This is a genomic window from Croceicoccus esteveae (assembly GCF_031846435.1).
Taxonomy (GTDB): Bacteria; Pseudomonadota; Alphaproteobacteria; order Sphingomonadales; family Sphingomonadaceae; genus Croceicoccus; species Croceicoccus esteveae.
The window spans coordinates 64,963-91,578 of the sequence record NZ_JAVRHS010000009.1 but is presented as its reverse complement, the minus strand read 5'-3'; the positions used below and the strand labels follow the sequence as shown (position 1 = coordinate 91,578).

Here is a 26,616-nt window from a genome sequence, read left to right as displayed (position 1 = left end):
GTGTTTGGGTCCAGACCCGAGGCTCAGGGCCGTCCGAGGCTCAGGGTCGCCCGAGGCTCAGGGTCGCCCGAGGCTTACGGCCGAACGACTTCGCTGTTCTGGATCAGGTCGACGAATTTGGCGCGCCACCAGTGCACGTCTTGCTTCTTGATCCCCTGAAGCAAGGCGTTGAAGCGGCGCTTGCGTTCGCCCAGCGGCATCTTCAGCCCCATGTGAAGGGCATCGGCCACTTCTTCGGGTGAATATGGGTTCACGAGCAACGCTTCTGACATCTGTGCCGCAGCGCCGGCAAAACGCGACAGGACCAGAACACCGGGATCTTCGGGGTCTTGCGCCGCGATGTATTCCTTTGCAACAAGGTTCATGCCGTCCCGCAAAGGGGTAACCAGTCCTACCCGGGCGGCGCGGTAAAGTGCGGTGAGCTCCGCCCGCGCATAGCCGCGATTGACATAGCGGATCGGCGTCCAGTCCACCTCGGCAAATTCGCCATTGATGCGCCCGGCAAGCTCGTTAAGCTTCTCGCGCACCTTCTGATATTGTTCGACCTCGCCGCGCGACGGCGGAGCAACCTGGATCAGCACGACGGCACGGTGCAGATCATCATGCTGGTGCAGCAGATGTTCAAAGCTTTTCAGCCGTTCCTCCAGCCCCTTGGAATAATCCAGCCGATCGACACCGATAATCATTGTCAGCTGCCGTAGCGACCTGCGCACCCGGTCAGCGATGGACTGGGCTTCGGGTGAGCCGATGCCGTCGACAAAATCACGGTAATCGATGCCGATCGGGCAGATTACCGCACGCACCATCATGCCGTCGAGATGGATGTAATCACCCTTGATGGACGCGCCCAGCTCATGTTCGCAATAATGATGGAAGCTTTCCAGCCATTCTGCCGTCTGGAAGCCGATCACGTCATAATGGAACATCGAGCGGATAAGCTGTTCGTGATGCGGAAGTGAGACCAGCAGCCGGGTTGGCGGCCAGGGCGTATGCAGAAAAAAACCGATACGGTTCTTCACTGCCCGTTCCCGCAGCAACATGCCCATGGGGATCAGATGATAATCGTTGATCCAGATGATGTCATCGGGTTCTATCATCACGTGCAGCGGTTCGACGAAGCGGCGATTTACCCGCTGATAACCGGCATTGAACGTGCGATCGTATTTGGCGATATCGACCCGGTAATGGAACAGGGGCCACAAGGTGCGATTGGCAAACCCGTTATAATACTCTTCCACATCCTGCGGTTCGAGATCCACGACGGCGGAACGCACGCCGTCGACCTCATCGAAGCTGACGCTGCCGTTAAACTTTTCCACTTCGCGTCCGGACCAGCCGAACCAGAGCCCGCCACTTTCGCGCAGGGCGGCCTGCAATGCGACAGCCAGTCCGCCTTGCGCACTGTCGGGGGTCGGCATCGACACCCGGTTTGAAACTACAATCAGTCGGCTCATGGTTTGGTCCCTGCTAGTGGCGCCGTTCACCGGTTCAACGTGGCAGACAGCCATTCGTTCACCTGATGAACACTAGGCAGCCGGTAGCGTGCTGCGCTGGGGCGGCTGGCTCCGACCAGAACACCGTGACCGCCTGCCCACTCGACCGCGTCAAATCCGGCTTCATCGGTAACGTCATCGCCGGCGAAGATCGGCCGACTGCCGGCAAATGGCGACTTTTCAAGCAATTGGCGAATGGCTGTGCCCTTGTCGATGCCGCCCTGACGCAGTTCCACCATGGCGTGACCATGCTGGATGTGAAATCCCCATTGATGCGACAGGCAAGCGGCCAACGACTGACAAGCGTCCTGTTGCTCTGGTGCCAGGCGATAATGAAGGGCTGTGCCAAGTGGCTTGTCTTCGAAGATGACGCCTTCATGGCTTGCGGCAAACTGGCGGAATTGTGCTCGTGCGTCGTCCAGCCCTGCAGGTGCGGTTGTGGTGCCTTGGCTCCCGTCGGCAAGTCGCCATTGCGCGCCGTGGCTGCCCGCCAGCGCCAGCTTTCCCACGCCAAAGCTGTCAAGGGTGGCTATGTCGCGTCCGCTCACGATCGCCAGCCGGTTGTCCAGCCGCTCGGCAAGCCGGTGCAGGCGATCGATGAGGAGATCAGGCACATCGATGGCGTCGGGACGAGCGGCCAGTTCGACCAGCGTGCCGTCAAAATCAAGAAACAGCGCGTCGCGCGCAGGATCGATCAGCGGTGGCGGTCCAGCATCGCCCATCAGACAGGACATGCCGCAGATGAGACGGTGACGTGTTGCTCGGGCGTGGCACGGTCGCAGCAATGGAGAAACATCGTCCGAATTATCATCCGCGTTGCTGCGCACGCCAGATGAGCCCGGCAGCTCCAGCGACGGCTGCACCTGCGAGCATGGCCATCTTCCGGTGCAGCGTCAGCGACAAGGCCGGACTTGCGGTGCGGGCCGACGCATCGAACCTGCCATGGGCCCCATGATCACCAGCCACCGGTTCATAGAGATTATCCTTACGGTCGGGCGCCGCCGTTTCGTTGTCCTGCTGACCTGAAATTCCGGTCATGGCGAGGTAATGGTCCAGCAATGAGGATGCTACCTTGTCGCCGATGATGGATGTAATCGCAGGTAAGCCGACAACGACCTCCTTGCGGCGGTGATGGGCTGCCCAATGCACTGCCTTTGCTGCCAGCTCCGGCTGATAAGGGGGACTTGCCGGCTTTGGCTTGCGAGGCAGGTTAGTGCGTACCCAGTCGAACTGTGGCGTGTTGACAGCGGGCAACTGCACCATGGAAACATGCACGCGGCTTTGCTGCGACAGCAATTCGCAACGAATGGAATCATGAAAACCCTGAATGGCATGCTTGGCTCCGCAGTAGGCCGATTGCAGCGGAACGCCGCGGTAGGCCAGCGCCGACCCGACCAGCACCACACTGCCACTGTTGCGTGGAACCATGCGCTTCAATGCAGCCATCGTGCCATGCACCTGGCCATGATAGGTAACGTTCGTGACGCGGCGATAATCTTCCAGATCCATATCCAGAAAGCGCGACAGCACCCCTGCAAAAGCGGCATTGACCCAGATGTCGATGGGGCCGAACTCACGCTCCACCTGCGCGGCTGCATCGTCGACCGCAGCGGCATCTGCAACATCGAGCGGCAGGATCAACGGCGTGCCGCCTGCAGCAGTCACATCGTCAGCAGCGCCTTGCAGCCCGTCGTGCCCGCGGGCGATAAGACCAATTGCAGCGCCATCTTGTGCAAAGCGGCGCACGACCGCCCGACCAACGCCGGCCGACGCACCGGTAACCACAATCACTGGACGGCGTTCTTTCATGGCATCAATCCCCTCGCTTGCATTTTTTCGTTCACAGCCGCTCTTTCCAGATCCGTCAGGAAATCTCGAGACCTGCTTCGCTCCTGTCCCGCTGCGAAGTCGCTGCACGTCGGTCACACGGTGCATTGTCACGGCCAAGATTGATCGCGGTCACCACAAGCGCAAGGTGAGTCAAGGCTTGTGGAAAATTACCCAGCAGATCGTGTTCGTTCGCTTCTTCGGAAAGCAGGCCAACGTCGTTGGCGCGTTCGCAAAGCTGTGCAAACAGCGCGACTGCCTCGTCTCGGCGGCCCTGCATGCGCCACACGTCCGCCATCCAGAACGAGCATGGCAGGAAAGCATTGTCCAGCCCGCCAACCCCGTCGTCTATCTTTTCTGTGTCGTTGCGCCACACGAGATGCCCGCGCATCAGCCGGTCCTCGATTGCGCGGGTGGTTGCCTGCATGATGGGGTCGTTGGCGTCTATGAAACCGACCATGGGCAGGCGCAGCAGGGATGCATCCAGAGCTCCGTTATCATAGGCGACCCCAAAACGGGTCTGATCGTCGGCAAGTCCGTGCGCCATGACATCGTCGCGCACCAAAGCTGCCAAGGAGGCATAGCGGTGTGAACGTTCAGCGTCGCTGTGACGGAACCAGTCTGCTGCTCTGTCGAAACCGACCCAGCACATGACCTTGGAATAGACATAATGTGTGGGAGCCCCGCGGGCCTCCCAGATACCCGCGTCAGGTTGCTGCCAGGTGCAGGCAAGCTGATCGGCGACAAGCTTCATCAGCATGTCCGTATCTGCATCAGGCTCGATGCCATGCTGCGCCGCTGTATGCAGTGTGTCGATGACCTCGCCATAGATATCGAGCTGCAATTGATCGACTGCGGCATTGCCGAACCGCACGGGTTTCGTGCCATTGAACCCGGCCAGCCAGTCTGCTTCCCACTCCAAAATCCTTTGTCCACCGTCAACCTGGTAAAAAGGTCGCAGGTCGATCGGCTCACCGGCAACAGCGCGACGCAGCCAGGCCAGCCATTCTCGCGCTTCTGCGTCAAAACCCGCCTGGAGCAAGGCAAGCAGTGAAAAGGTCGCATCGCGCAGCCAGCAATAGCGATAGTCCCAATTGCGCGTTCCACCCGGTGTTTCCGGCAGGCTGGACGTAGGGGCCGCGACAATGCCGCCGGTAGGCCGGTGGATCAGCGCCTTCATCGTCAGCAGAGATCGACGCACCTGCGCAGGGTGGTGTTCGCCAGCGCGCGCCTTCTTGATCCAGCTTTCCCAATAGCTACAGGTTTCCTGCAACGCGAGTTCAGGATCAACAGGATCAGGCACGGCATCATGCGAGGCAAACCAGGTCAGCACGAAGGATCGGCGCTCTCCGGCCCTGACCATGAATTGGCTGGTGAACCAGCGTTTTTCAAAAGCTATATCGGCATCGAAATCGAGGCGGACCCCATCGGGACCGCATATGGCAAGCGTGGTGCCATTGCTCTGGCCTGTGCGCACCAGAGGGTGGATGCGCCCGTAATCGAACCGCAGCGCCAGACGGCTTGTCATGGCAACTTCGCCAGACCGACCTTCCACGATTCGGACCACATCGGGCGCTTCGCCGCGCATCGGCATGAAGTCGATGATGGCGACCTGCCCAAGAGCAGTCGTGAACTCTGTCTCCAGGATCAGCGTGTCGTCACGATATCGGCGGCTTTGCAAAACGATCGCATCATCGGGCTGCATCTGCCAGCAACCATTGCCCGCATCACCCAGAATTGCAGCAAAGCAGGCTTCGGAATCGAAGCGCGGAAGACACAGCCATTCCATCGCGCCGTCGCGATGCACGAGCGCTGCTGTTTCTCCGTCACCGATAATGGCGTAATCCTGAACTTTTCGTGGAGGACTCATCGCTTGGCAAAAACCTCGGGCAGGGAACGGTTCGGAAGATTAGCACTGATCTGAAGAGCGGGAGTTACGCGGCTGATATCAGTGGCAGCTGACACCCTTGCCCTCTCCGGCATGTCTCGCAGCGCCTTGGAAGCGCAGGTGGCAAGCCGATCTGCAACAACAGCAATGCCGACTCGGCGGGCGCTAACGGCGGCGGCGCCTGGCACAATGGCCTTTCTGCCCCTAGTCTGCGTCCGTGGCGCGCGCGAGGTCTGCGTCCGTGGCGCGCGCGAGGTGGTATTATGCGCACGAACGCCCAGAAGAGCGGTGAATGGGTCCGCGACATTACCAAAAAGCTTGCCCACTTTCATCTCCGGTAGAAGACGCGTTCCGGCGATGTGTGCGCCTGCTGCCCAGCCTTGGCCTGCATCGGATTTCTTCTCCACGCACAATGCGAGACAAAACGGCGGTGGCCGCTTCTGCAGAGTTTGTCATGCACACAACCGCGCTGCTCGCGTGACGTTCCCATTCCGCTCTTCTGAGATCCTGCCAGGTTTTTGTCTGTTGCTTCAACGCCACCTGATGGCGAGGTCAGCCCGCAGGTCGGCAAAGCCAAAACAGAGGAACAAGCATTATAAGATAGCAGACACTGTTTCTGGGCTCGATAGAGCACCATGGCCCGGCGACAGTCACGTTCCTCGCGCAGCGCATCGTCTGGCGCGCGAGCAGCTGGCCGCCTCACGCACGAGCAAGTCGCGCAGCTTGATCGGTTTGGCGGCCGGAGTGCGCCGTGCTCTTGCGCCTTGAAACGGCACGAGTTCACTTGCGAAGATGCGATGGGCCCGATCTGGGAAAATCTTGGACAGGCCCTGCCGGGTCCAGTGCCAGCCTTGTCCCCGCTCAGGTGTTCGCGCACGGACCAAATATGGTGATGAGAACAGCGATGGGGAAGCAATTGCTGGATTTGACGCGTCGCAAATTGAAGATCTGCAGCATAGACGGCAAGGCAGGCCCGGCCGGACCAGACCCGATGAGGCTCTGTGCCCAGCTATTCTGCTGTGTGTGGCCACGATGCGCCGGTGGACCCTGCCTGTTCCAAGGTGAGGGCAAATGCAGGAGCTATCCCGGACGACCTGAAGTCTGATCAGGATAGTTGCATGGTTTTGGCCGTGCGCGCGGGCTTACCATGCCGCCAAGTTCGATCAAAGGACGATGGGATTAAAGGGTGATGGATAGAAACGCGTTCGCATGCGTTGTACAGCCGAAAGGAACACTTATGGACAACCCCAAAAACCCGGCCGATCGGCAACAGGATCACGATCCGGCTCATCAGACCGATGAGAGCAAAGGCTCTGTCACCAAGAAGCAGGTGACTGATGACAATGTTCAGAACAAGGATCTGGCTCGCGGTAGTGAGCCGCAGGCGCGATCAGCAAGCAGCCACCGCACCTGACGCACTCTGACTGCTGCCGCCGTAGCAAATTGAACAACAGCGGCGGCGGTCAGCCTTTTCTGCTGCGCATGAGCAGAAATAGGGCGGCGGGCCAGAAAGCTGCGGTGGCAATGTCGGACAAGGCTTCTGGATTGCTTTGCCCGCGGCCTGCAAGATGGTTGGCAATTTCGTTCTGGAACGCCAGCGCGATCACGACAATCAGGGGCAGGGAAGATCGAAGCCGTCTTCGAAGAAGAATGTAGGCGCCTGTAAATATCAGTAGGCCGGCATGTATGTAGAATACGGTCTGCGACATGCCGGACGCTTCAAGCAACATTGTCCTGCCGCTTACAAAAGCGGACGCAGCGTCATACACGATACCCGCCATCGCCATTCCGTTCAGATATTTGAAAGCCACAGGATCAGGAGCCAGGCTTCCTCGGCTCGCCGACGCACTGTGTGTACCGGCTGCTGGTGGGCGGTAACGGGTTCGAACCGCTGACCCTCTCGGTGTAAACGAGATGCTCTACCAGCTGAGCTAACCGCCCCTGCAGCGCTGCGGCCGATAAGGTGCTTTTCAAGATGCGTCAACCGCGCGCGTTCGCCTGATGTCAGAACCGCGCCGGGCGGGCCGGACGGGAGGGCCGGCTTGTATCCAGGAGGGTGAGCCGCTAAGGGACCCGCCATACCTTTGTCGCCTGACATCTGGCCATCATTTTTCATCACACGCAAGGTTCATCGCATGAAGATCAGCGGCGTCGATATTCGTCCCGGCAACATCCTGGAATATGAAACGGGTATCTGGAAGGTTGCCAAGATCCAGCATACGCAACCTGGCAAGGGCGGCGCTTACATGCAGGTCGAAATGAAGAACCTGATCGACGGGCGCAAAACCAACGTGCGTTTCCGCAGCGCAGATACCGTCGAAAAGGTGCGGCTCGACACCAAGGACTTCCAGTACCTTTATGCCGAGGATGACATGCTGGTATTCATGGACACCGACAGTTTCGAGCAGATCCAGCTGCCTGCCGACCTGCTTGGTGATGCGGCGGCTTTTTTGCAGGACGGCATGCAGGTGACGCTCGAACTTTATGACGAACGGCCGATCAGCGTCGCGCTCCCTGAACAGGTCGAGGCACAGGTCGTCGAGGCGGACGCCGTGGTGAAGGGGCAGACCGCCTCATCCAGCTACAAACCGGCGGTGCTTGACAATGGCGTGCGCGTGCTGGTGCCGCCGCATATCGAAAGCGGAACGCGCATCATTGTTGATGTTTACGACCGCAGCTACGTCGGCAAGGCTGGCTGAACCTTACTGGCCGGGCGGTGTTCGCGCGTCTGGCAAGTCAAGCACTGGAACGAGATGAAATGGCCCTTTCCGGATTGATCCGCATCATGGAACGCGCCGCGCGCAAGGCCGGATCGCGCCTGCGCCGCGACTTCGGCGAGGTTGAACACCTTCAGGTCAGCCGCAAGGGGCCTGCCGATTTTGTCAGCAAGGCCGATCAGACGGCAGAACGCACCTTGTGGGACGAATTGCGGTCAGCGCGACCCGACTGGGGATTCCTGATGGAGGAGGGCGGCTCCATTGCCGGTGATCCCGGCAAGCCGCGCTTCATCATCGACCCGCTCGATGGCACCACCAATTTCCTGCACGGAATGCCGCACTTTGCCATCTCGATCGCAGTGCAGGAGCCGACGCTTGATGGCAGTGGCTGGGGTGAGGTTACATCCGGTCTGGTCTATCAGCCCATCACCGACGAAACCTTCTGGGCCGAGAAAACCCGTGGCGCCTGGTTGCAGGATGCACGCCTGCGGGTTTCGAGCCGCCGCGATCTTGCCGATTCGCTCATTGCAACGGGTATTCCTTACGGCGGCCATGGCGATTTTGCGCAATGGTCCCGGATTGCCAACGCGATCGGCCCCCGGGTTGCCGGTCTGCGCCGGTTCGGTGCCGCATCGCTGGACCTCGCCTGGGTCGCAGCGGGCCGATATGAAGGGTTCTGGGAGAGCGGTCTCAGCCCGTGGGACACTGCGGCAGGTTGCCTGCTGGTCCGCGAGGCAGGCGGCTTCGTGTCCGACTGGCGGGGGCGCTCCCCGCCGATCTGCGATGCAACGGTGCTTGCGGGGAACGATGCAATCCACTCGCGTTTGCACAAGCTTCTGGCGGGCGCGACAAAGGCCGCTTGATGCGCGGCGCGGCCGTGGCTAAGGCAGTGCCTCACCCGGTCGGCGTCCTGTCCGACTTAGCCCCTGTGGCGGAATGGTAGACGCGAACGACTCAAAATCGTTTGTCGCAAGACGTGCCCGTTCGAGTCGGGCCAGGGGCACCATCCGTAATTGACAAGCACTGAAGTGGGCGCTGGCACTCCGCTGGTGTCAGTCCCTCATTTGGCGTGTGGCGCTGCGTTGCGCCTGCTGTTAAGGCGATAGGCTTATGCCGGGGCCTCCATCTTTGCATGCTGCTGCTGCCATGGCATTGACCGTGGCAATGTTCATCGCGTTCGCGCGCGGAACGATCAAGCCCGAGATCATCAGCCTTGTCACCATCGCGATCATTGCGCTTGGCCTCTACTTCTACCCGCTTGCCGGTACTGCACCGACGAGCGGACTGGAGCTGGCATTTGCCGGCTTCGGGCACCCGGCACTGATTACCATTTGCGCATTGATGATCATGGGCCGTGGGCTGGTTGTGACCGGAGCGCTCGAACCTGCAACGCTGTTTCTCAGCCGGATCTGGAAGATCAACGCCAAGTTCGGCATGCTGGTATCGCTCATGCTGGCAATGGGCATGTCGATGATGATCAACGACACGCCCGTGCTGGTCCTGCTGCTACCGGTGTTTGTACAACTGGCCGAACGTGGAGCGATGCCGGCTTCGCAGACTCTCATCCCGCTCAATGCTGCGGTGCTGATCGGCGGGATGGCGACGACCATCGGCACCTCCACCAATCTTCTTGTGGTCTCCATTGCAGAAGATCTGGGCATGGAGCCGATGCGGGTTTTCGACTTCACCCACATCGTCGCGCTGGCTGCACTGGTGGCAATTCCCTACCTCTGGCTGGTGATGCCGCGCCTGCTGCCGGATAATGGCGTCGCGGCCATGCGCACGCATCGCCGGTTTGCTGCGACATTGCGGATCGACAATGACAACGAACTCATCGGGCTCTCTCCTCGTGATCTGGCTGATCGCCTGCCGGAAGGGTTTGCGTTCGAAGGATCGCAGGACAGGCCGATCAGCGCCAATGCGCGATTGCCGGTAAGCGGAACGCATCGCGCGCTCGACGAGGTCATGCGCATGTTCAAGGCACGGGTTGCGCCGGCCTGGGTGGTGGAGCGGATCCGCACCGCCGCCAGCCGGCAAGGCGCTGATGTCGTCGTCGTCGAGATGGCAGTGACTGCCGATTCGCGGCTCGTCGGACTGACGATCCCCACCTCCGGTGTAGCTGGGCAGTATGGCGTTGCCGTGCTCGGCGTGCACCAGTTGCAGAAGGGCGAGAATACAGGCCGGCATGAATATTCCGAATTGACGCTGCGCGTTGGCGACGTCTTGCTGGTCATGGGCTCGCTTGTGGAAATCGAGGAATTTGCCAACACCGAACGGCTGCTGCTGCTTAAAGGAGCCCAAGAAGTGCCCCGCCGCTCCAAAGCAGTGCTGGCAGCAGCGATCATGCTTGGCGCAGTCCTGTCCGCCAGCATCGGGCTGTGGCCTATTGCCGTCTCGGCGCTTGGTGGCGCCATCGCCATGTTTGTGACAGGCTGTGTGAAGTTCGACCGAGTCGGTCGCGCGCTCTCGGCAAAGGTGATCGTGCTGGTCGCCGCCAGCATCGCCATTGGCCGGATAATTCTGGAAAGTGGCGCTGCGGAGTGGCTCGGCCTGTTGCTGTCAGCAGGGCTTCAGCATTTACCGGCTGCTGCGGTGCTGGCGTGCGTGATGCTGTTTGTCACGCTTCTGACAAACTTTGCCTCCAATGCGGCGGCAGCGACCGTCGGCACGCCTATTGCGATGAATATCGCTGTCACACTTGGTTTGCCGCTTGAACCGCTGGTGCTGGCTGTGCTGTTCGGCTGCAATCTGTGTTACGCGACGCCGATCGCTTATCAGACGAACATGCTCATCATGGAAGAGGGTCAGTACACTTTTGCCGATTATCTGCGAACGGGTGTGCCGCTCGTACTGTTGATGGCGACCACGCTCTCCATTCTGCTCGTGTTCTTCTATGGCATGTGAAGCCGGGCAGTGCCGTCGCCCAGCCTGTAACCGATCGCCGGCTCGGTCAGGATGTAGCGCGGCAGTTCCGGCTCAGGTTCGATGCGGCCACGCAGCTTGCTGACAACGACACGCAGATAGTGCCGTCTGTTGCGTGCCTGTTCACCCCACAACTTCGTCAACAGGCTGGTGTGGGTGACAAATCCGCCTTGTGCATCGAGCAGCATCTGCATCAGCTTTATTTCACGGCCCTGTAACGCAAATGTCCTGCTGTCGAGGACAAGCGTCGCATTGTCCTGGGGCACTCCTGTGTGGATGAGGCGAACTTCCGCCGGAACTGCAGCGCCTGTTGCCAGCAGCTTTATGCGGGCAGCAAGTTCAGCCGGGTCGATCGGCCCGATCGTCAGAAACTCGTCTGTTTTTGCATTGAAGGCCTGCACGCGGGCCGTAACCTGCGCTGTGGTCGCCAGCGCCAACGCGGTGCGTCCCTGTTCCTTGCAAGCGGAAATATGGTCCATGGCATTGCCGCCGCTCAGGAAAATGCAGGCAAGATCAGGCGGCCAGCGATCTATTCCTGCCGCCTTGACGCTGCGCAGCCATTCGGCACGCTGGTTCGCATTCCCCCCCAACAGGAGGGGTGGCACTGACGTCAGGCTGCGTAGGACGGGCGCCACCCCTGCCGGCGTGCTGACCTGGTCAGTGCGGAGAGGCGGTGTGGGCATGGTCCTGTGCCGGATCATCCGGATAACGGCGCTTGTGTCGGATAGACCACCACAAGGACAAGCCAATCAATGTTGCCCCGATCAACCCGGTAATCGTTTCCGGTATATGGAATATTGCCGAAAGCAGCATGATTGCGCCCAGGACGATGATTGCCCAGAACGCTCCATTTTCAAGATAGCGATATTGCGACAATGTACCGGCACGCACCAGATGAATGGTCATTGATCGCACGAACATCGCGCCGATGGACAGACCAAGCGCAATGATCAGCATGTTGTTGGTAAGGGCAAAGGCGCCGATGACGCCATCAAAGCTGAAGCTGGCGTCCAGCACTTCGAGGTAGAGAAACCCGCCAAGCCCCGAACGCGCCGCGCCTGCGGCACTGTTGGACATGTCAAGCAGGGTGCCGATGGCCTGAACGACGATGTAGGTGACCAAACCCAGCAGGCCGGATACCAGAAATGTCAGCGCCTCTGCTTCCGGCAGCGCACGCGAGATGAAATAAAGTGCCAGTACCAGAATGGCAATTTCGGCAGCCTGTATGTTGGAAATTCGGCTCAGGAAACGCTCCACCTTCCCGATCCAGTGCACGTCCTTTTCGGCATCGAAGAAAAAGCGCAACCCGACCATGGTGAGAAACGCGCCGCCAAAACCGGCGATCCCGATGTGCGCGCCCGACACGATCGCTTCGTACCGCTCCGGTTCGTTCAGCGACAGGTGCAAGGCATCGAGCGGGCCGATGCCTGCTGCCACAGCGACGATCGCCAGCGGAAAGACGATCCGCATGCCGAATACCGCGATCAAGATGCCCCAGGTCAGGAACCGGCGCTGCCATTTCTCACTCATCTCGCGCAGCACGGTGGCATTCACCACCGCATTGTCGAAAGAAAGCGAAATTTCCAGGATCGACAGAACAACGACAATCCACAGGATCTCCAGCATGCCGCCCCAGCCTGATCCTTGCTCAAAACCAAGCCACACGCCCAGCGCTAGACAGATGAGGGTGAAGACGAGAGAGCCGCGATAGTGGGTAAGAAGAAGTTTCAAGAACGATCAGCCTATGGATTGCGAGTTGCTGGAACAGGAGATGCGCAGCCTGTGCGCTGCGTCAGTCCGACTTTGCGCGATAGACTTGCTCCGGGCCGGGAAAAGTGCGGGCCCTGACTTCGCTGGCATAGCGAGCTGCTGTGTCGTCGATCATCCCGGCGATATCGCTGTATTTTTTTACAAAGCGTGGCACCCGCTCGAACATGCCAAGCATGTCTTCTGTAACAAGGACCTGACCATCGCAATGCGCCGAAGCGCCAATGCCGATGACCGGCACGCTCAAGCTTCGGGTTAGAGTGATCGCAATATCCTCCACCACGCCTTCTGCGACGACAGCAAAAGCGCCTGCGTCCGCAATCGCGTTGCCGTCGGCAATGATGCGGGCATGCTCTGCTTCGTTGCGGCCGCGCGCCATGTAGCCGCCAAGTGCATTGACGGCCTGCGGCGTCAGTCCGACATGGCCCATGACAGGTATACCGCGTTGCGACAGGAAGCGAACCGTTTCGGCCATGGCATGGCCGCCCTCGATCTTTATCGCCGCAGCGCCGGTCTGTGCCAGGACACGGCTTGCGCTGGTAAAAGCCTGTTGCGGTGATGCTTCATAACTGCCGAACGGCATGTCGACGACGACCAGCGCGTGGTAAGATCCGCGCACGACCGCGGCACCATGCGCGCACATCATGTCGAGCGTGACGGGAAGCGTGGAAGGCAGCCCGTAAATCACCTGTCCCAGCGAATCGCCAACCAGCAGCATGTCGCAATGCGGATCGAGTAATTGCGCCTGCCGAGCGGTGTAAGCGGTCAGCATGACCAGCGGCTCCTGCGTGGTGCCGTCCTCCTTGCGCTGCATGACCTTGGGCACGGTCAGCCGCTTCATCGGGGCAGGGGTAGGCGTGGCCCGGCTGGTCGCCGTATCGATCTGGAAAGTAGTGGACATGCAAATGCTTTTGCACATGCCGGCGATTATGGCAAAGCGCCCGTTGGAACAGCCGCAGCATGAGGCCAGTGCACTGCGGCAGTGGTTCTTGATATAAACACGACGAATGGGAGCAGGATCAGGCGCATGGCAACAGCCACAGATGCAAAGCCGCACGAGAGGTCGCATGAAGGGCCCGAGGAGGGATCTCACGAGGGATGGTCATCCCGCAGCGCGTTCATACTTGCTGCGATCGGATCGGCCGTTGGTCTGGGCAACATGTGGCGTTTTCCGGCAGAGGCAGGTGCCAATGGCGGGGGCGCTTTCGTCCTGTTCTATATTGTATGCGTCATATTGATCGGGCTTCCTGTCCTTCTTTCCGAAACGCTGATCGGCCGGCATGGGCAGGCATCGGGACCATACAGCGTGTTGCGCATGGCGCGTGATTCCAGTGCATCCGGCAATTGGCAGATCGTCGGTCTTATTGGCGTGGTCAGCTCCTTTCTGGTCCTGTCCTTTTACTGCGTCGTCGGCGGTTGGGTGCTGTATTACATCGGCATCTTTGCGGCCGATCTTGTCCATACCGGCGTTGCAGGTGGTGCATTCCAAGGGCGCGGCCCCGCCACGATTGAAACGCTGCTGCCGGAACTGTTCGGCAATGGTCTCCTGATGGTCGCGCTCGATGCCCTGTTCCTTGGTGCAACGCTGTTCTTTGTGGCGCGCGGAGTTTCCAAGGGTATCGAGTTTGTCGCCACGTGGATCATGCCTGCCTTTTTCGTGCTGATCGTCGCGATCACGATTTATGGCGCCGTCACGGGCGCGTTCATCGAAGCGCTGGCTTATCTGTTTACCTTTGAACCGTCGAAACTGACGGGACCGGTCATGCTCGCGGCGCTCGGTCAGGCATTTTTCTCGCTGTCTCTGGGCATGGCAGGGATGATCACCTATGGCTCCTATGTGAGCAAGGACGTAAACCTTGCCGGCACATCGACGATCATTGCCAGCGCCGACACCGGGGTAGCGCTGCTTGCTGGCCTCTGCATTTTTCCGATTGTATTCACTGCCGGGTTGGCACCAGAGGCCGGTCCGACCTTGATGTTCCAATCTCTGCCGCTGGCATTTCAAACCATGCCAGCCGGCTCGCTGGTGGGGTTCTTGTTCTTCATCATGGTCGGGTTTGCCGCACTCACAAGCTCGGTCGCGCTGCTGGAAGTGCCCACGGCGTGGCTCATGGAGCGGTTTGGCCTGCGACGCACAATCGCTTCTGTCATGCTCGCGGCAGGGGCACTGTTGCTTGGCGTTCTGTCAGCGCTGTCGTTCAACACGTTGGCGGGATCTTATCCGCTGACGTTCTTGCCGTTGTTCTCTGAGCAGGGCTGGTTCGATCTTCTCGACACCTTGACCAGCAAGCTACTGATGCCGATTGCGGCTATTCTGACAGCTGTGTTCGTCGGCTGGATCGCGGCACCGCGGATTGTGGATGCCGAAGCGGGTCTGACAGGCGGGCTGTACCGTTTTTATCGGGTGCTGGTCCGCTGGGTCTGTCCGCTTGCGCTTACCGCGATCCTGCTGGTCGGAATATTCCCTTCGCTCATCGGGGGTTAGGCTGAAGCAAGACGGGGCTGCCATTCCAGGCAGCCCCGTCCCAGGCTTTGCTTGACGGTTTACAGGCTGGTGTCAGCCTTGCCGCCCTTTACATCATCGGTAATGTCCATCCCAAGCAGCATCTTGGCCGTCGTGAACGGGCCAAGCTTGCCGGACCAGATCGAAGCCTCGCCAAGATCCATGCGCAGCATCAGCAGCTTGGGATCATTCCTGCCATTGGGAAACCAGGCCTCGACCGTATTGCTCCACTCTTTTTCCAGACGTTCACGGCTGGTCTCCTCGACCAGCCGACCGTGGAAGCGGGCGAAAAGATCATGTCCCTTGGATGCAAAAGTGGCCGTCGCAGCGCCCTTTTCCGCAAACCGATTGTCCTTGTACGTAAAGAACCAGATCGCGCTGTTCGCGTCCTTGTCGAGCTGCGCTGTCATGGGTGCGGCCGTATCGGGATCATCATCGAGCTGGAGCATTACAAAAGGAGAATCGGCAAGATCTTTCCAAAATGCGTGGCGGAGTTCTTCGGCATTACCTTGATCGTACATAAACGTGGTCCTTTCGCTGTTTTACATGGAACGGACCAGTCCTGCCCAAGGTTCCGGTAGGACCATTACAATTGGATAAACCCGCTCCATATTGACAGCCTTAGCGAAAGCTGCGCAGAACAAGCAGGGAACATCTGGAGACTCCATGACCCGGAAGTCAATTCTCGACCGCCTGAAGATCCTTGCGGATGCGGCAAAATACGACGCGTCCTGCGCTTCCTCCGGCACGTCGAAACGCAGCAGCAAAAATGGCAAAGGGGTCGGATCGACAGAGGGCATGGGCATTTGCCACGCCTATGCGCCTGATGGCCGGTGCATATCTCTGCTCAAGGTCCTAATGACCAATCACTGCATTTTCGATTGTCATTATTGCATCAACCGCAAGAGTTCGAATGTTGAACGGGCGCGGTTTACGCCGCAGGAAGTAGCCGATCTTACGATCAGCTTCTACAAGCGCAATTACATCGAAGGTCTGTTCCTTTCCTCCGGCATCGTCAAATCGTCCGACCATACAATGGAGCAGTTGGTCGAATGTGCGCGTATCCTGCGTGAGGAGCATGATTTCAGGGGATATATTCACCTCAAAACCATTCCTGAAGCCGATCCGGAGATCACACATCGCGCAGGGCTGTATGCGGATCGGGTGTCGATAAACGTGGAACTGCCGACCGTAGCGGGGCTGAACAGACTTGCGCCCGACAAGGACGCGGGGCAGATCGACGGCGCGATGGGCCGCATGGGCGGCGATATTGTGGAGGCAAAAGACGCGCGTAAACGGTTCCGTCACGCGCCGAGGTTTGCGCCGGCCGGCCAATCGACACAGATGATTGTGGGAGCGGATGCCGCCAGTGATGCCGACATCGTGAGCCGGGCAAGTTCGCTTTACGAGCGCCATGCTTTGCGGCGGGTTTATTATTCTGCGTTCAGCCCTATTCCCGATGCCAGCGCCGTGCTGCCGCTCAAGCGACCGCCGCTCATCCGTGAGCATCGCCTGTATCAATCTGACTGGCTGATGCGTTTTTACGGGTTTTCTTCCCATGAGGTGGGCGCAGCGGCGGGAGCAGACGGCATGCTGCCGCTTGACATCGATCCGAAACTTGCCTGGGCTTTAAAATTTCGTGAATATTTCCCAGTGGATGTAAACCGTGCCTCACGTGAATTCTTGCTGCGCGTACCGGGTCTCGGGACGCGGGCGGTGGCGCAAATCCTGTCAATTCGTCGTTATCGCCTGCTGCGCCTCGAGGACATTGCCCGCCTGACAGTGTCGGCGGTCAAGGTGCGGCCGTTCATCGTTACGGCTGACTGGCGTCCGGTGCTGCTCACCGATCGTGCTGATCTCAAGGCGCTGGTGGCCCCGCCGGTCCACAATCAGCTCGAGCTTTTTGCGTCATGACGAAAACGGGTGCTGTCGATCTGGAGCGCACCCATCTGGTCACGATGCCGGCGCCGGATGACTTTGATGCCTGGCGCGACCAAGCTCGCAATCTGCTGCTCCAGAACATTCCTCCTGACCGGATTATCTGGACAGAAGCAGGAACAGGGTCAGGCGATCTGTTTGCATCTGCCGAGCCGGTAACGCCTGTCACCGTACCTGCCGCAACAAGTGAGTCGCCACCACCGCGCGTGCCAAGACAGTTCATCGTCTTTGCAAAGATTGCGATTTTGCACTCTGACCCGGAACGGTTTTCTCTTCTGTATCGGCTACTCTGGAGACTGCAGTCACAGCCGCATCTGCTTGACGACGCAGCGGACGCCGATGTCCGCCTCTTTGCCAGTCACCTGCGTGCCGTGCGTCGTGACGTGCACAAGATGCGCGCCTTTCTGCGCTTTCGCATGACCGAGACTGAGGATGGCGCAGAACATTACATTGCCTGGTTCGAACCCTTTCATCACATCCTGCGGCACAACGCCGGCTTCTTTGTTGATCGGTTTGCCAATATGCAATGGTCGATCCTGACTCCAGGCGGATCTCTGCATTGGGATGGCGAAATCCTTCGCGAAGGGCCTGCGGCAGATCGTACGGACGCGCCCGCTGACGATCCTGCGGAAGCTTTGTGGCGTGGCTATTACGCTTCCATTTTCAATCCGGCACGGTTGAAAGTGGGCGCCATGTTGAAGGAAATGCCCAAAAAGTACTGGAAGAACATGCCCGAGGCCCAACTTATCCCAGCGCTGGTCGCAGGGGCTCAGGCAAGGGAGGCAGCAATGGTGAAGGCAGGAACTCTGGAAATGGGTGAGCGGCCAGACACGCTCGCTGCTATTGAAAAAGCTCTTAACGCCTGCACCCGTTGTCCGATCGGCGAGTTGGACAATACTGCTGTGATGGGTGAGGGCCCGCGCAATGCGGCCCTCATGATTATCGGTGAACAGCCCGGCGACAACGAGGATTTGCAGGGGCGACCATTTGTCGGGCCAGCCGGTCAGCTACTCGATCTGCATCTTCGGGACGCGGGCATAGACCGCAAGGCTGCTTATCTCACCAACACTGTAAAGCATTTCAAGTTTGTGCATCGGGGCAAGCGCAGGCTGCATCAGTCACCCACTGCAAAGGAGATTGATATCTGTCGCTGGTGGGTGGAGAGCGAACGCGCCATTGTGCAGCCCAAGTTGGTGCTTGCGCTGGGCGCCAGCGCGGCGCGTGGGATGTTGGGCAAGACAATCAGCATATCGAAGGCGCGTGGCACTCCGCTTCGTTTGGAAGATAACAGCGAGCTGTGGATTACCGCGCATCCATCCTATCTGTTGCGCCTTGACGGAGAGGCAAAGGAAAAGCAGACGCATCTGTTCGCAGCGGATCTTGCAAATGTTGCCAGAAGGTTAAAGGAGTTAACGCAGGCCTAGCAAGTATTCTGCCAGCGACGCGCGATCAGCTCGGCAACTGGCGATTGGCATGCAGAACTTCTCCTGCCAGGTAAAGCGAACCGCAGACAAGGATCACATCGTTCGCAGCGGCACGTGCGGCAATGCTGTCGATTGCGCTGTGGATATCATCCTGCACTTCGCAGGCAAGCTCCGCTGCAATGGTGCACAAATCTTGTGGCACATGATGATCATGACCTGATATCGGCACTGCGGTCAGGCTGGACAGATGCGATGCGATGGTCGTGATGAACCCGACAGCGTCCTTGCTCGACAACATGCCGATGATTGCATGGACAGGAACTTTGATGGTTGCGAGGTAATTTGCCAAGGCTGCCGCCGCAGCGGGATTATGTCCGCCATCCAGCAGGATCTGCAATGGCCCGGCGCGCTGCGTCAATGGACCCTGGGCCAGCCATTGCAGCCGCGCCGGCCAAGAAACATTGCGCAATCCTTGGGCAAAGGCGGACGGCGAGACGGTGAGAAAATCCTGGTGTCGCAGCATGGCAATGGCCAGACCGGCGTTCGCAAGCTGGTGCGATCCCGGCAGGGCAGGCGGAGGCAGGGTCAGTTGCCCATGCCGATCAGCGTATTCAACCGGAGTGGCGCCCGCTATCGTCCAGTCTGCTCCCTGCACGTGCAGCGGCGCACCCGCCAACGCAGAGGCGTGCTCGATCTGCCGAACTGCCTCGGCGCGATCGTGTGCGACGGTGACGATCGGCACGCCCGGCTTGATGATTCCGGCTTTTTCAAAGGCGATGCGGGCGATCGGCAGTTGCGGGGTACCGGGTTCCGGCACAAGCAGAAACGCTTCATGATCGAGCCCCAGCGCCGCGATGCCGCAGCAGGCGGGATGTTCCAGCACGTTGGTTGCATCGAACCGTCCGCCAAGCCCTACCTCTACAATGGTGGCATCAGCGGGGCTGCGGGCAAAGGCGAGAAAAGCAGTCGCAGTGGTGACCTCGAAAAAGCTGGCAGGAATGTCGCCGCACCGGTCGAGCACTTCTTCAAGCAGGGCGGCAAGCAGATCATCTTCAATGAGGCACCCGGCAAGGCGGATACGCTCATTGTAGCGGACAAGATGAGGGCTGGTAAACTGATGGACCGTCTTGTCATCGGCTTCGATGATGGCCCGCAGAAATGCGCAGGTCGAACCCTTGCCGTTGGTACCGGCAACGTGAAACACCGGCGGCAGGTCACGCTGCGGATTGCCGAGCCGGTCAAGCAATGCACGGATTGGCGCCAGGCTCAAGCGGCCTTGTGGCACGCTCAGCCCTGCCAATCTGTCCAGTTGTGCCTGAACACGCGCATCGTCGGATCGGGCAAGGTCGCGCATCGGGCGCAGATCTATGCCCGTGTTGCCGGCAACAGATAGCCAATGATAGTAGCCAAGCGTTCCTTCAACTGATCGCGCGGAACAACCATATCAATCATGCCGTGTTCGAGCAGATATTCAGCGCGCTGGAAGCCTTCGGGCAGCTTTTCCCGGATGGTGTCCTGTATCACGCGTTGCCCGGCAAAACCGATCAGCGCGCCTGGTTCGGCGATCTGCACGTCACCCAGCATGGCATAGCTTGCCGTCACGCCGCCGGTTGTCGGGTCGGTGAGCACAACCAGGTAGGGCAATCCGGCAGCTTTCAACCGCTGAATTGCGCCCGTAGTGCGGGGCATCTGCATGAGCGACAGAATGCCTTCCTGCATACGCGCGCCCCCTGCTGCGGTAAAGATGACGTAAGGGCAATGGTCTGCGATCGCCTGATCGACCCCGGCGAGGAAAGCGGCGCCAACCGCCATGCCCATCGACCCACCCATGAAGCCGAAATCCTGCACTCCCAGCACCACGCGGTGACCATCAATGGCCCCGCTGGCATTAGTCAGCGCGTCGGGATGTGCATTGGCGCTCCGGGCGGCCTTGAGGCGGTCGGAATAACGCTTGCTGTCTCGAAATCGCAGCGGGTCTTCCTTGACCGCAGGCGAGGGCAGCACCCTGAACCCCTCATCGAGAATTTGCGAGAACCTTATGTCCGATCCGATCCGGCCGTGGTGATCGCACCTTGGGCAGACGAACAGATTGTCCTCATATTCTTTTACAAACAGCATTTCGTGGCATTCGGGACATTTGCGCCACAGATTATCAGGCGAATCGCGCCGGGCGGCAAAGGGCAGGCGATTGCGAACTTCGGTAAGCCAGCTCATGCAAGATCCTCTCGTGCCGAATGCACGGCATCTGCCAAGGCACCTGCCAAACGGCGGATTTCCGCAGGTGCACCCGCTTCATCGCGTGCAATAAGCTCCACAAGTGCCGATCCCACGATGACCCCGTCGGCAATCCGGGCGATCATGGCCGCCTGTTCCGGTGTGCGCACGCCGAAGCCGACCGCGACGGGCAGGTCAGTTGATTTCTTGAGGCGCTCCACCGCTTCGTCTATCGCGGTGGCTTGTGCCTGCTCCCTGCCTGTCACGCCAGCGACAGAAACGTAGTACAAGAACCCTTCTGCACCGCACAGGACGACTGACAGGCGCTTGTCGTCGGTGGTCGGCGTTGCCAGCCGGATGGGAGCCACACCGGCCTCGCGCAGCGCCGGACCGAGCGCTTCATCCTCTTCAGGGGGAACATCCACACAGATGACACCATCGACACCAGCCTGCGCGGCCTGGCTGGCAAACCACTCCGCCCCTCGGCGCAACATGGGGTTTGCATAACCCATAAGTACCAGGGGAACGCCCGGATGCCGCTTGCGAAAGGAGGCTGCCATGGCAAAGATGCCGGCTGTGGTAATCCCGTTAGCCAGCGCATGCCGATTGGCAGTTTCGATCACCGGTCCGTCCGCCATGGGGTCGGTGAACGGCATGCCCAACTCGACGATGTCCGCGCCACCGGCGACCACCGCATCGAGATTGGCCGCAGTGTCGCCATAGCCTGCGGTCAGAAAACAGATGAGTACCGGCCGCCCCTTGCCGAACGCCTCGGCCAGACGTGTCAAAGCTCAACCCCAAGCGCTTGCGCGACGGTGAAGATATCCTTGTCGCCGCGACCGCACAGATTGGCAAGCACGATACCGTCTGCGGGCATTTCGCGGGCGCGGTTCACCACCGCGGCAATGGCATGGCTGGGTTCGAGCGCGGGAATGATGCCTTCGGTACGGCACAGCAATTGGAACGCATCAAGCGCGTCCTGATCCGTTGCGTGGCTGTATTCGACCCGGCCGCTTTCCTTCAGCCAGCTATGTTCGGGGCCTATGCCGGGATAATCGAGCCCGGCGCTGATCGAATGGCCTTCAAGGATCTGCCCGTCATCATCCTGCAGCAGGTACGTCCTGTTACCGTGCAATACGCCCGGTGATCCGCCGGCCAGCGAAGCTGCATGCAGCTTGTCCAGCCCGTATCCTGCCGCTTCGACGCCAAGCATCTTCACGTCCTTGTCGTCAAGGAACGGGTGAAACAGACCAATGGCATTTGATCCGCCACCGATGGCAGCGACCAGCAGGTCGGGCAACCGGCCAGTGCGATCCAGCATCTGCGCGCGTGCTTCTGTTCCAATCACGCTTTGAAAATCGCGCACCATTTCGGGGTAGGGATGCGGACCCGCCGCCGTTCCGATGATGTAGAACGTGTCATGCACATTGGCGACCCAGTCGCGCAAGGCATCGTTCATCGCATCCTTCAAGGTTCCCGCGCCCGATCTCACCGGCACCACCTGCGCACCGAGCAGCCGCATCCTGAACACGTTGGGCTGCTGACGCTCCACGTCCTTTTCGCCCATGTAGATCACGCAAGGCAGACCAAAGCGCGCGGCGACAGTTGCGGTGGCGACCCCGTGCTGCCCGGCGCCAGTTTCGGCAATGATGCGCGTCTTCCCCATTCGCAAAGCCAGCAGGATCTGGCCCACGCAATTGTTGATCTTGTGTGCGCCGGTGTGGTTCAGTTCGTCGCGCTTGAACCAGACCTGCGCCCCGTTCCCGGACGGGGCATCCTTGCGCAGCTCTTCGGTGAGCCGTTCTGCGAAATAGAGCGGGCTGGGGCGGCCTACGTAATGGGCGAGCAGATCCTGGAACTGGGCGTCGAACGCCGGGTCGATCTTCGCTGCCCGGTATTCGCGATCAAGCTCAAGGATCAACGGCATCAATGTCTCGGCGACATAACGGCCGCCAAATTGCCCGAAATGGCCGCTCTCGTCAGGCTGATTGCGAAAGCTGTTCGTTATGGTGTTGTCCATGGTCTGCGATTGGCAGAGCCACGCTCCTAAGTCCAGATGGCGATGCTGTCGTGCGGCAAATCTGCCGGCGCATCACGCGGCGCGCACTGCCTTTGCAAAGGCTGCAATACCAGCAAGATCTTTGATACCCGGCGCGCTTTCCACTCCCGAAGACACATCCACCAGCGGTGCATCGGTAATCTTGAGGGCCTCCTGCACATTGCCGGGCCGCAGACCGCCTGCCAGCCCCCAGGGCATTGCCCCGCGATAGGAACGCAGCAGCGACCAGTCAAAGGCAAGTCCCATACCGCCCGGCAGCGATCCGGCCGGGGTTTTTGCATCGAACAGCACAAGATCCGCCGCACCGGCGTATTTGCGCGAGGCGGCGATATCATCGGCAGTTCGCACTGCTATGGCTTTCCAGACCGGCAGGCCCAGCCTCGCGCGCAATTGCCCGATCCGCTCGGGCGTCTCGCTCCCGTGGAACTGGACAGCATCCAGCCTTGCCGCGTCCACTGCTGCAATGATCGTGCTATCATCGGCATCGACAAACAGGCCAACCCGGCCGATCGATGCGCCGGACAGCTCTGCAAGCGCCGCAGCCTGCGCCAGGGTCACATTGCGCGGCGACGGGCCGAAGAACACCAGCCCTGCAAAATCGGCACGCGCCGCAATCGCGCACTGCATCGCGTCATGCGCATTGATGCCGCAAATCTTGATTCGCACGTCAGCCATCTGCGCGCGATATGCGTCCCGCCTGGTTTGGTAAAGTGCAGCTCAGCGGTCAAGAATTCTGGCGAGCACGGCAAATTGCAGGGGCGGAGTTTGCATCTGGGGAAAGGGGATACGCCTGCCTGTGTCGGCATAGCCCTTGCGCAGGTACCATGCGATAAGGCTTTCTCGAACGTCGATGACGCACATGCGGGCAATCCGTGCCCCCTGTCGGACCGCGCATTCCTCTGCCGCCGCAAGCAGGGCCGAACCAATGCCGCTGGCCTGAAGCTGCGGGTCGGTGCACAGCATCCCGATGCTCACAGCGCCGGCTTCCCCCTGCGTGACGGCCACACACCCGCAAATAACGCCGCCGCGCCATGCGATCAGCACATGTGCCGCCGGACTGTGCAGCAGTTCGGCAAGTTCGGCATGCGTTATCCGCTCCTGTTGCACAAGATCCGCCTCATGGGTCCAGCCAGCCCGCGCCAGATCGCCACGATATGCGCTCTCGACAAGCTTCTTGAGCGGTGCTGCATCCTGTGGCCCGGCCTGAATGATCACCAGTTTTGCGGAGGCAGATTGGCCATTCATACCGGTATGGTGCGGGACATGAGCGAATTACAGCGTCGCTTCGATGGCCCGCGCAGCGGCAAGCGGGTCCGCCGCGCGGGAAATAGGCCGCCCTATCACCAGAACGCTGGCGCCAGCATCACGCGCCTGGCGAGGCGTCACGGTCCGCTTTTGATCACCCTGAGCGCCTGACGGCAGCCTTAGCCCGGGCACGACCAGCAGACCGGTCTTCCATTGCCGATGGATGTGGCCAACTTCCTGTCCGGAGCATACGATGCCGTCTATTCCGGCTGTCTGAGCCAGTTCAGCAAGCCGCATGACCTGATCATGCGCGCTGCCCGCTACTCCGGTGCGGGCAAGATCTGTGTCATCGAGGCTGGTGAGCATGGTGACGGCGATGATCTTTGTCTTGCCCGTCGCTGCTGCCTTGGCATCTTCCATCATCGCACGGCCGCCGCTGGCGTGCACGGTGACGATCGCTGGCTGCAGGACATTGATCGCCTGAATGGCTCCCGCAACTGTATTGGGGATGTCGTGCAGTTTCAGGTCGAGAAAGATGGGCAAGCCAAGCTGCGCGAGTTCGTGGACGCCATGGTGTCCATGCGCGCAGAAAAACTCCAGCCCCAGTTTCAGCCCGCCCACATGCCCCTTGACGAGAGTGGCCAGGTCCTTGGCCGCATCGAGCCGCGGCAGGTCGAGTGCAAGAAAGACAGGACTGCTCATGCCAGATTATCCGGGCCGGCAGTCATCGGCGGCTGATCGGTCAGGCTGTTTGTCAACAGCGACTGGTTGGATGCCTCAAGCGCACCGATCCGCCTGTGCAAGCGCCATCTGGCAGTGCGGTGATACATCCACATCGGCGCAAGCCCGATCAGAAATGCCACCAGCATGACGACCGGAAGCTTGGTTTCCAGAACCAGGTTATCCCAAATCGCCACATCGACCGGAACCCAGTTGAATGCCGCGAAAAACGCCAGTGCAGCCACCAGCAGCACCCAGATGATCGTGCGCAGGACCTGCATCATTTCCCCTCGTCAAAAACTGCCGGTTGGCAGCAGCCTAGACCGGAACCAGCCGCTTCGCCAGCAGTGCCGGCAACAAAGCATGGTTCAGCGAAATACCCGCTCGAAGATCCCTTCGATCTGGGCAAAGTGGTAATCAAGGTCGAACTTTTCCTCGATCTGTTCTGACGAGAGGGCGGCACGAACATCTTCATCGGCCAGCAGCAGGTCGCGCAGGGAAAGCGAGCCGTCCGAATCCCACACCTTCATGGCATTGCGCTGCACCAGCCGGTAGGCATTCTCGCGGCTGACACCCGCCTGGGTAAGCGCAAGCAGAACCCGTTGCGAATGGACCAGCCCACCCATGCGATCGAGATTTTTCTGCATGCGGTCGGGATAGACAAGCAGCTTGTCGATCACCCCTGTCAGCCGGGCAAGTGCGAAATCGAGCGTGATCGTCGCATCCGGTCCGATGAACCGCTCAACCGAACTGTGCGAAATGTCGCGTTCGTGCCACAAGGCGACGTTTTCCATCGCCGGCATCACAGCCGAACGGACCATGCGCGCCAGCCCGGTGAGGTTTTCGGTCAGGACCGGGTTGCGCTTGTGCGGCATTGCAGACGAGCCTTTCTGGCCGGGAGAGAAATATTCCTCCGCCTCCAGCACCTCGGTGCGTTGGAGATGGCGCACCTCGATGGCAAGCCGTTCCACGCAGCTGGCGATCACGCCAAGAACGGAAAAGAACATGGCGTGCCGGTCCCGCGGAATGACCTGCGTCGAGACAGGTTCGACACGCAGGCCGAGCTTGGCTGCGACATAGGCTTCGACTTGCGGATCGATATTGGCAAAAGTGCCGACTGCTCCTGAAACAGCGCAAGTAGCAATTTCCTCGTGGGCAAGCTCCAACCGCTTGCGGCACCGGTCAAACTCCGCATAGGCAGATGCAAGCTTCAGTCCGAAAGTCACAGGCTCGGCGTGAATACCGTGACTGCGCCCGATCGTGGGCGTATATTTGTGCTCCTCTGCCCGGCGACGGATAACGGCGAGCAGTGCGTCGAGATCCTCCAGCAGCAGGTCGGCCGCGCGGGCAAGCTGCACGCTCAAGGTGGTATCCAGAACGTCGGAACTGGTCATGCCTTGGTGCATGAAGCGCGCCTCGTCGCCCACCTGTTCTGCCACCCATGTCAGAAAGGCGATCACGTCGTGCCTGGTGACCGCCTCGATTGCGTCAATCGCCTCTACGTCGATGACAGGTTCGGTCGCCCACCAGTCCCAAAGGGCTTTGGCCGCGCTTTGCGGCACCACGCCCAGCTCGCCCAGTTTCTGCGTGGCATGCGCCTCGATTTCAAACCAGATGCGGTAGCGCGCCTCTGGCTCCCAGATGCTGGTCATGGCAGGGCGGGCGTAACGAGGAACCATGCGCAAACTCCGAATGGGGTTGGAAAGCTGCCAGCGCGGCTAGGGCGGAGGCGCGGGTTTGGCAAGAGCAGGAGGCAGCAGCCTTTGCTGATGCAAACCTGCGCCAGCACCCCTGGTGTATCGCTGGCCTGTCTGACGCACGCCTGTTGCCGGTGAAAAATGCAAGCAGGTGCGAACTCGTCGATTGCCTTTGCCTGTTGCCGGGCGCAGGCTTCATCGG

General features: G+C 60.0%; 25 protein-coding genes and 2 tRNA genes. 8 read left to right on the top strand and 19 right to left on the bottom strand.

Annotated features, from left to right (window positions below):
- Positions 1-74: 74 nt before the first annotated feature.
- The 4 genes from RM533_RS10910 to RM533_RS10895 all read right to left on the bottom strand — a co-directional run bounded on the left by RM533_RS10910 (position 75) and on the right by RM533_RS10895 (position 5,190).
- On the bottom strand, positions 75-1,454 hold the full coding sequence (locus RM533_RS10910) for an alpha,alpha-trehalose-phosphate synthase (UDP-forming) (RefSeq protein WP_311341264.1): 1,380 nt from the start codon (positions 1,452-1,454) through the stop codon (positions 75-77).
- A gap of 26 nt (positions 1,455-1,480) precedes the next feature.
- Positions 1,481-2,215 (bottom strand): trehalose-phosphatase, encoded by a 735-nt coding sequence (gene otsB / locus RM533_RS10905; RefSeq protein WP_311341263.1) that lies wholly within the window; start codon positions 2,213-2,215, stop codon positions 1,481-1,483.
- Positions 2,216-2,300: 85 nt separating this feature from the next.
- Positions 2,301-3,302: an SDR family oxidoreductase gene (locus RM533_RS10900; RefSeq protein ID WP_311341262.1), complete on the bottom strand. Its 1,002-nt coding sequence runs from the start codon at positions 3,300-3,302 to the stop codon at positions 2,301-2,303.
- 55 nt (positions 3,303-3,357) lie between these two features.
- Positions 3,358-5,190: a glycoside hydrolase family 15 protein gene (locus RM533_RS10895; protein WP_311341261.1), complete on the bottom strand. Its 1,833-nt coding sequence runs from the start codon at positions 5,188-5,190 to the stop codon at positions 3,358-3,360.
- Positions 5,191-6,445: 1,255 nt separating this feature from the next.
- Here RM533_RS10895 and RM533_RS10890 point away from each other — a divergent pair.
- Positions 6,446-6,622: a hypothetical protein gene (locus tag RM533_RS10890; RefSeq protein WP_311341260.1), complete on the top strand. Its 177-nt coding sequence runs from the start codon at positions 6,446-6,448 to the stop codon at positions 6,620-6,622.
- A 49-nt stretch (positions 6,623-6,671) separates the two neighbouring features.
- Here RM533_RS10890 and RM533_RS10885 read toward each other — a convergent pair whose 3' ends face one another.
- Positions 6,672-7,019 (bottom strand): hypothetical protein, encoded by a 348-nt coding sequence (locus tag RM533_RS10885; protein WP_311341259.1) that lies wholly within the window; start codon positions 7,017-7,019, stop codon positions 6,672-6,674.
- A 54-nt stretch (positions 7,020-7,073) separates the two neighbouring features.
- Positions 7,074-7,149 (bottom strand) — tRNA-Val (locus tag RM533_RS10880).
- Between the two features lie 194 nt (positions 7,150-7,343).
- Between RM533_RS10880 and efp the strand changes: the two genes are divergently transcribed.
- The 4 genes from efp (at position 7,344) to RM533_RS10860 (ending at position 10,829) form a co-directional block, all read left to right on the top strand.
- Positions 7,344-7,907, top strand: a complete 564-nt coding sequence (efp, locus tag RM533_RS10875; protein ID WP_311341258.1) for an elongation factor P — start codon at positions 7,344-7,346, stop codon at positions 7,905-7,907.
- Between the two features lie 59 nt (positions 7,908-7,966).
- Positions 7,967-8,788: an inositol monophosphatase family protein gene (locus RM533_RS10870; protein ID WP_311341257.1), complete on the top strand. Its 822-nt coding sequence runs from the start codon at positions 7,967-7,969 to the stop codon at positions 8,786-8,788.
- 59 nt (positions 8,789-8,847) lie between these two features.
- Positions 8,848-8,931 (top strand) — tRNA-Leu (locus RM533_RS10865).
- 104 nt (positions 8,932-9,035) lie between these two features.
- Entirely contained in the window at positions 9,036-10,829 is a 1,794-nt protein-coding gene (locus RM533_RS10860; protein WP_311341256.1) for an SLC13 family permease, read from the top strand.
- Here the strand turns inward: RM533_RS10860 and RM533_RS10855 are convergent.
- The 3 genes from RM533_RS10855 to panB form a co-directional block, all read right to left on the bottom strand.
- Entirely contained in the window at positions 10,817-11,437 is a 621-nt protein-coding gene (locus tag RM533_RS10855; protein ID WP_311341255.1) for a winged helix-turn-helix domain-containing protein, read from the bottom strand. The genes RM533_RS10860 and RM533_RS10855 overlap by 13 nt on opposite strands.
- A gap of 67 nt (positions 11,438-11,504) precedes the next feature.
- Positions 11,505-12,578: a DUF475 domain-containing protein gene (locus RM533_RS10850; RefSeq protein WP_311341254.1), complete on the bottom strand. Its 1,074-nt coding sequence runs from the start codon at positions 12,576-12,578 to the stop codon at positions 11,505-11,507.
- A gap of 61 nt (positions 12,579-12,639) precedes the next feature.
- Positions 12,640-13,515 carry a 3-methyl-2-oxobutanoate hydroxymethyltransferase gene (panB, locus tag RM533_RS10845; protein WP_311341253.1) on the bottom strand — a complete coding sequence of 292 codons (876 nt, stop codon included), beginning with the start codon at positions 13,513-13,515 and terminating at the stop codon, positions 12,640-12,642.
- 126 nt (positions 13,516-13,641) lie between these two features.
- Between panB and RM533_RS10840 the strand changes: the two genes are divergently transcribed.
- Positions 13,642-15,099 carry a sodium-dependent transporter gene (locus tag RM533_RS10840; RefSeq protein ID WP_311341252.1) on the top strand — a complete coding sequence of 486 codons (1,458 nt, stop codon included), beginning with the start codon at positions 13,642-13,644 and terminating at the stop codon, positions 15,097-15,099.
- Between the two features lie 59 nt (positions 15,100-15,158).
- Here RM533_RS10840 and RM533_RS10835 read toward each other — a convergent pair whose 3' ends face one another.
- Entirely contained in the window at positions 15,159-15,638 is a 480-nt protein-coding gene (locus RM533_RS10835) for a pyridoxamine 5'-phosphate oxidase family protein (protein WP_311341251.1), read from the bottom strand.
- A 145-nt stretch (positions 15,639-15,783) separates the two neighbouring features.
- Here RM533_RS10835 and RM533_RS10830 point away from each other — a divergent pair, with 145 nt between their 5' ends.
- Both RM533_RS10830 and RM533_RS10825 read left to right on the top strand, forming a co-directional pair.
- Entirely contained in the window at positions 15,784-17,031 is a 1,248-nt protein-coding gene (locus RM533_RS10830; protein WP_311341250.1) for a putative DNA modification/repair radical SAM protein, read from the top strand.
- A complete protein-coding gene (locus RM533_RS10825; RefSeq protein ID WP_311341249.1) occupies positions 17,028-18,479 on the top strand; it encodes a UdgX family uracil-DNA binding protein in 1,452 nt (483 codons plus the stop codon). Before RM533_RS10830 ends, RM533_RS10825 begins: the two co-directional genes overlap by 4 nt.
- Before the next feature lie 25 nt (positions 18,480-18,504).
- Here the strand turns inward: RM533_RS10825 and RM533_RS10820 are convergent, their stop codons facing one another.
- The 9 genes from RM533_RS10820 to purB form a co-directional block, all read right to left on the bottom strand.
- Positions 18,505-19,833: a bifunctional folylpolyglutamate synthase/dihydrofolate synthase gene (locus RM533_RS10820; RefSeq protein ID WP_311341248.1), complete on the bottom strand. Its 1,329-nt coding sequence runs from the start codon at positions 19,831-19,833 to the stop codon at positions 18,505-18,507.
- A gap of 11 nt (positions 19,834-19,844) precedes the next feature.
- Positions 19,845-20,693 (bottom strand): acetyl-CoA carboxylase, carboxyltransferase subunit beta, encoded by an 849-nt coding sequence (gene accD, locus RM533_RS10815; protein ID WP_311341247.1) that lies wholly within the window; start codon positions 20,691-20,693, stop codon positions 19,845-19,847.
- Complete coding sequence (trpA, locus tag RM533_RS10810) at positions 20,690-21,481, bottom strand: tryptophan synthase subunit alpha (RefSeq protein WP_311341246.1); 792 nt, start codon at positions 21,479-21,481, stop codon at positions 20,690-20,692. The genes accD and trpA overlap by 4 nt, the downstream gene beginning before the upstream one ends.
- Complete coding sequence (gene trpB, locus RM533_RS10805) at positions 21,478-22,713, bottom strand: tryptophan synthase subunit beta (protein WP_311341245.1); 1,236 nt, start codon at positions 22,711-22,713, stop codon at positions 21,478-21,480. Before trpB ends, trpA begins: the two co-directional genes overlap by 4 nt.
- 72 nt (positions 22,714-22,785) lie before the next feature.
- Entirely contained in the window at positions 22,786-23,427 is a 642-nt protein-coding gene (locus RM533_RS10800; protein WP_311341244.1) for a phosphoribosylanthranilate isomerase, read from the bottom strand.
- A gap of 42 nt (positions 23,428-23,469) precedes the next feature.
- Positions 23,470-23,967, bottom strand: coding sequence for a GNAT family N-acetyltransferase (locus tag RM533_RS10795; protein ID WP_311341243.1), 498 nt, complete (start codon positions 23,965-23,967; stop codon positions 23,470-23,472).
- Positions 23,968-24,024: 57 nt separating this feature from the next.
- A complete protein-coding gene (gene pyrF / locus RM533_RS10790) occupies positions 24,025-24,699 on the bottom strand; it encodes an orotidine-5'-phosphate decarboxylase (RefSeq protein WP_311341242.1) in 675 nt (224 codons plus the stop codon).
- Positions 24,696-25,001, bottom strand: a complete 306-nt coding sequence (locus tag RM533_RS10785; RefSeq protein WP_311341241.1) for a DUF1049 domain-containing protein — start codon at positions 24,999-25,001, stop codon at positions 24,696-24,698. The genes pyrF and RM533_RS10785 overlap by 4 nt, the downstream gene beginning before the upstream one ends.
- Before the next feature lie 84 nt (positions 25,002-25,085).
- On the bottom strand, positions 25,086-26,396 hold the full coding sequence (purB, locus tag RM533_RS10780) for an adenylosuccinate lyase (RefSeq protein WP_311341240.1): 1,311 nt from the start codon (positions 26,394-26,396) through the stop codon (positions 25,086-25,088).
- Between the last annotated feature and the right edge of the window lie 220 nt (positions 26,397-26,616).

Bases quoted from the DNA above. Each gene is read 5' to 3' on its own strand.
- RM533_RS10900 (WP_311341262.1), bottom strand. From the start codon at position 3,302: ATGAAAGAACGCCGTCCAGTGATTGTGGTTACCGGTGCGTCGGCCGGC.
- RM533_RS10890 (WP_311341260.1), top strand. From the start codon at position 6,446: ATGGACAACCCCAAAAACCCGGCCGATCGGCAACAGGATCACGATCCG.
- RM533_RS10895 (WP_311341261.1), bottom strand. From the start codon at position 5,190: ATGAGTCCTCCACGAAAAGTTCAGGATTACGCCATTATCGGTGACGGA.
- pyrF (WP_311341242.1), bottom strand. From the start codon at position 24,699: ATGAGCAGTCCTGTCTTTCTTGCACTCGACCTGCCGCGGCTCGATGCG.
- panB (WP_311341253.1), bottom strand. From the start codon at position 13,515: ATGTCCACTACTTTCCAGATCGATACGGCGACCAGCCGGGCCACGCCT.
- RM533_RS10835 (WP_311341251.1), bottom strand. From the start codon at position 15,638: ATGTACGATCAAGGTAATGCCGAAGAACTCCGCCACGCATTTTGGAAA.
- RM533_RS10870 (WP_311341257.1), top strand. From the start codon at position 7,967: ATGGCCCTTTCCGGATTGATCCGCATCATGGAACGCGCCGCGCGCAAG.
- RM533_RS10860 (WP_311341256.1), top strand. From the start codon at position 9,036: ATGCCGGGGCCTCCATCTTTGCATGCTGCTGCTGCCATGGCATTGACC.
- RM533_RS10800 (WP_311341244.1), bottom strand. From the start codon at position 23,427: ATGGCTGACGTGCGAATCAAGATTTGCGGCATCAATGCGCATGACGCG.
- purB (WP_311341240.1), bottom strand. From the start codon at position 26,396: ATGGTTCCTCGTTACGCCCGCCCTGCCATGACCAGCATCTGGGAGCCA.
- trpB (WP_311341245.1), bottom strand. From the start codon at position 22,713: ATGGACAACACCATAACGAACAGCTTTCGCAATCAGCCTGACGAGAGC.
- efp (WP_311341258.1), top strand. From the start codon at position 7,344: ATGAAGATCAGCGGCGTCGATATTCGTCCCGGCAACATCCTGGAATAT.
- RM533_RS10840 (WP_311341252.1), top strand. From the start codon at position 13,642: ATGGCAACAGCCACAGATGCAAAGCCGCACGAGAGGTCGCATGAAGGG.
- RM533_RS10825 (WP_311341249.1), top strand. From the start codon at position 17,028: ATGACGAAAACGGGTGCTGTCGATCTGGAGCGCACCCATCTGGTCACG.
- accD (WP_311341247.1), bottom strand. From the start codon at position 20,693: ATGAGCTGGCTTACCGAAGTTCGCAATCGCCTGCCCTTTGCCGCCCGG.
- RM533_RS10910 (WP_311341264.1), bottom strand. From the start codon at position 1,454: ATGAGCCGACTGATTGTAGTTTCAAACCGGGTGTCGATGCCGACCCCC.
- RM533_RS10830 (WP_311341250.1), top strand. From the start codon at position 15,784: ATGACCCGGAAGTCAATTCTCGACCGCCTGAAGATCCTTGCGGATGCG.
- otsB (WP_311341263.1), bottom strand. From the start codon at position 2,215: ATGGGCGATGCTGGACCGCCACCGCTGATCGATCCTGCGCGCGACGCG.
- RM533_RS10820 (WP_311341248.1), bottom strand. From the start codon at position 19,833: ATGCGCGACCTTGCCCGATCCGACGATGCGCGTGTTCAGGCACAACTG.
- RM533_RS10785 (WP_311341241.1), bottom strand. From the start codon at position 25,001: ATGATGCAGGTCCTGCGCACGATCATCTGGGTGCTGCTGGTGGCTGCA.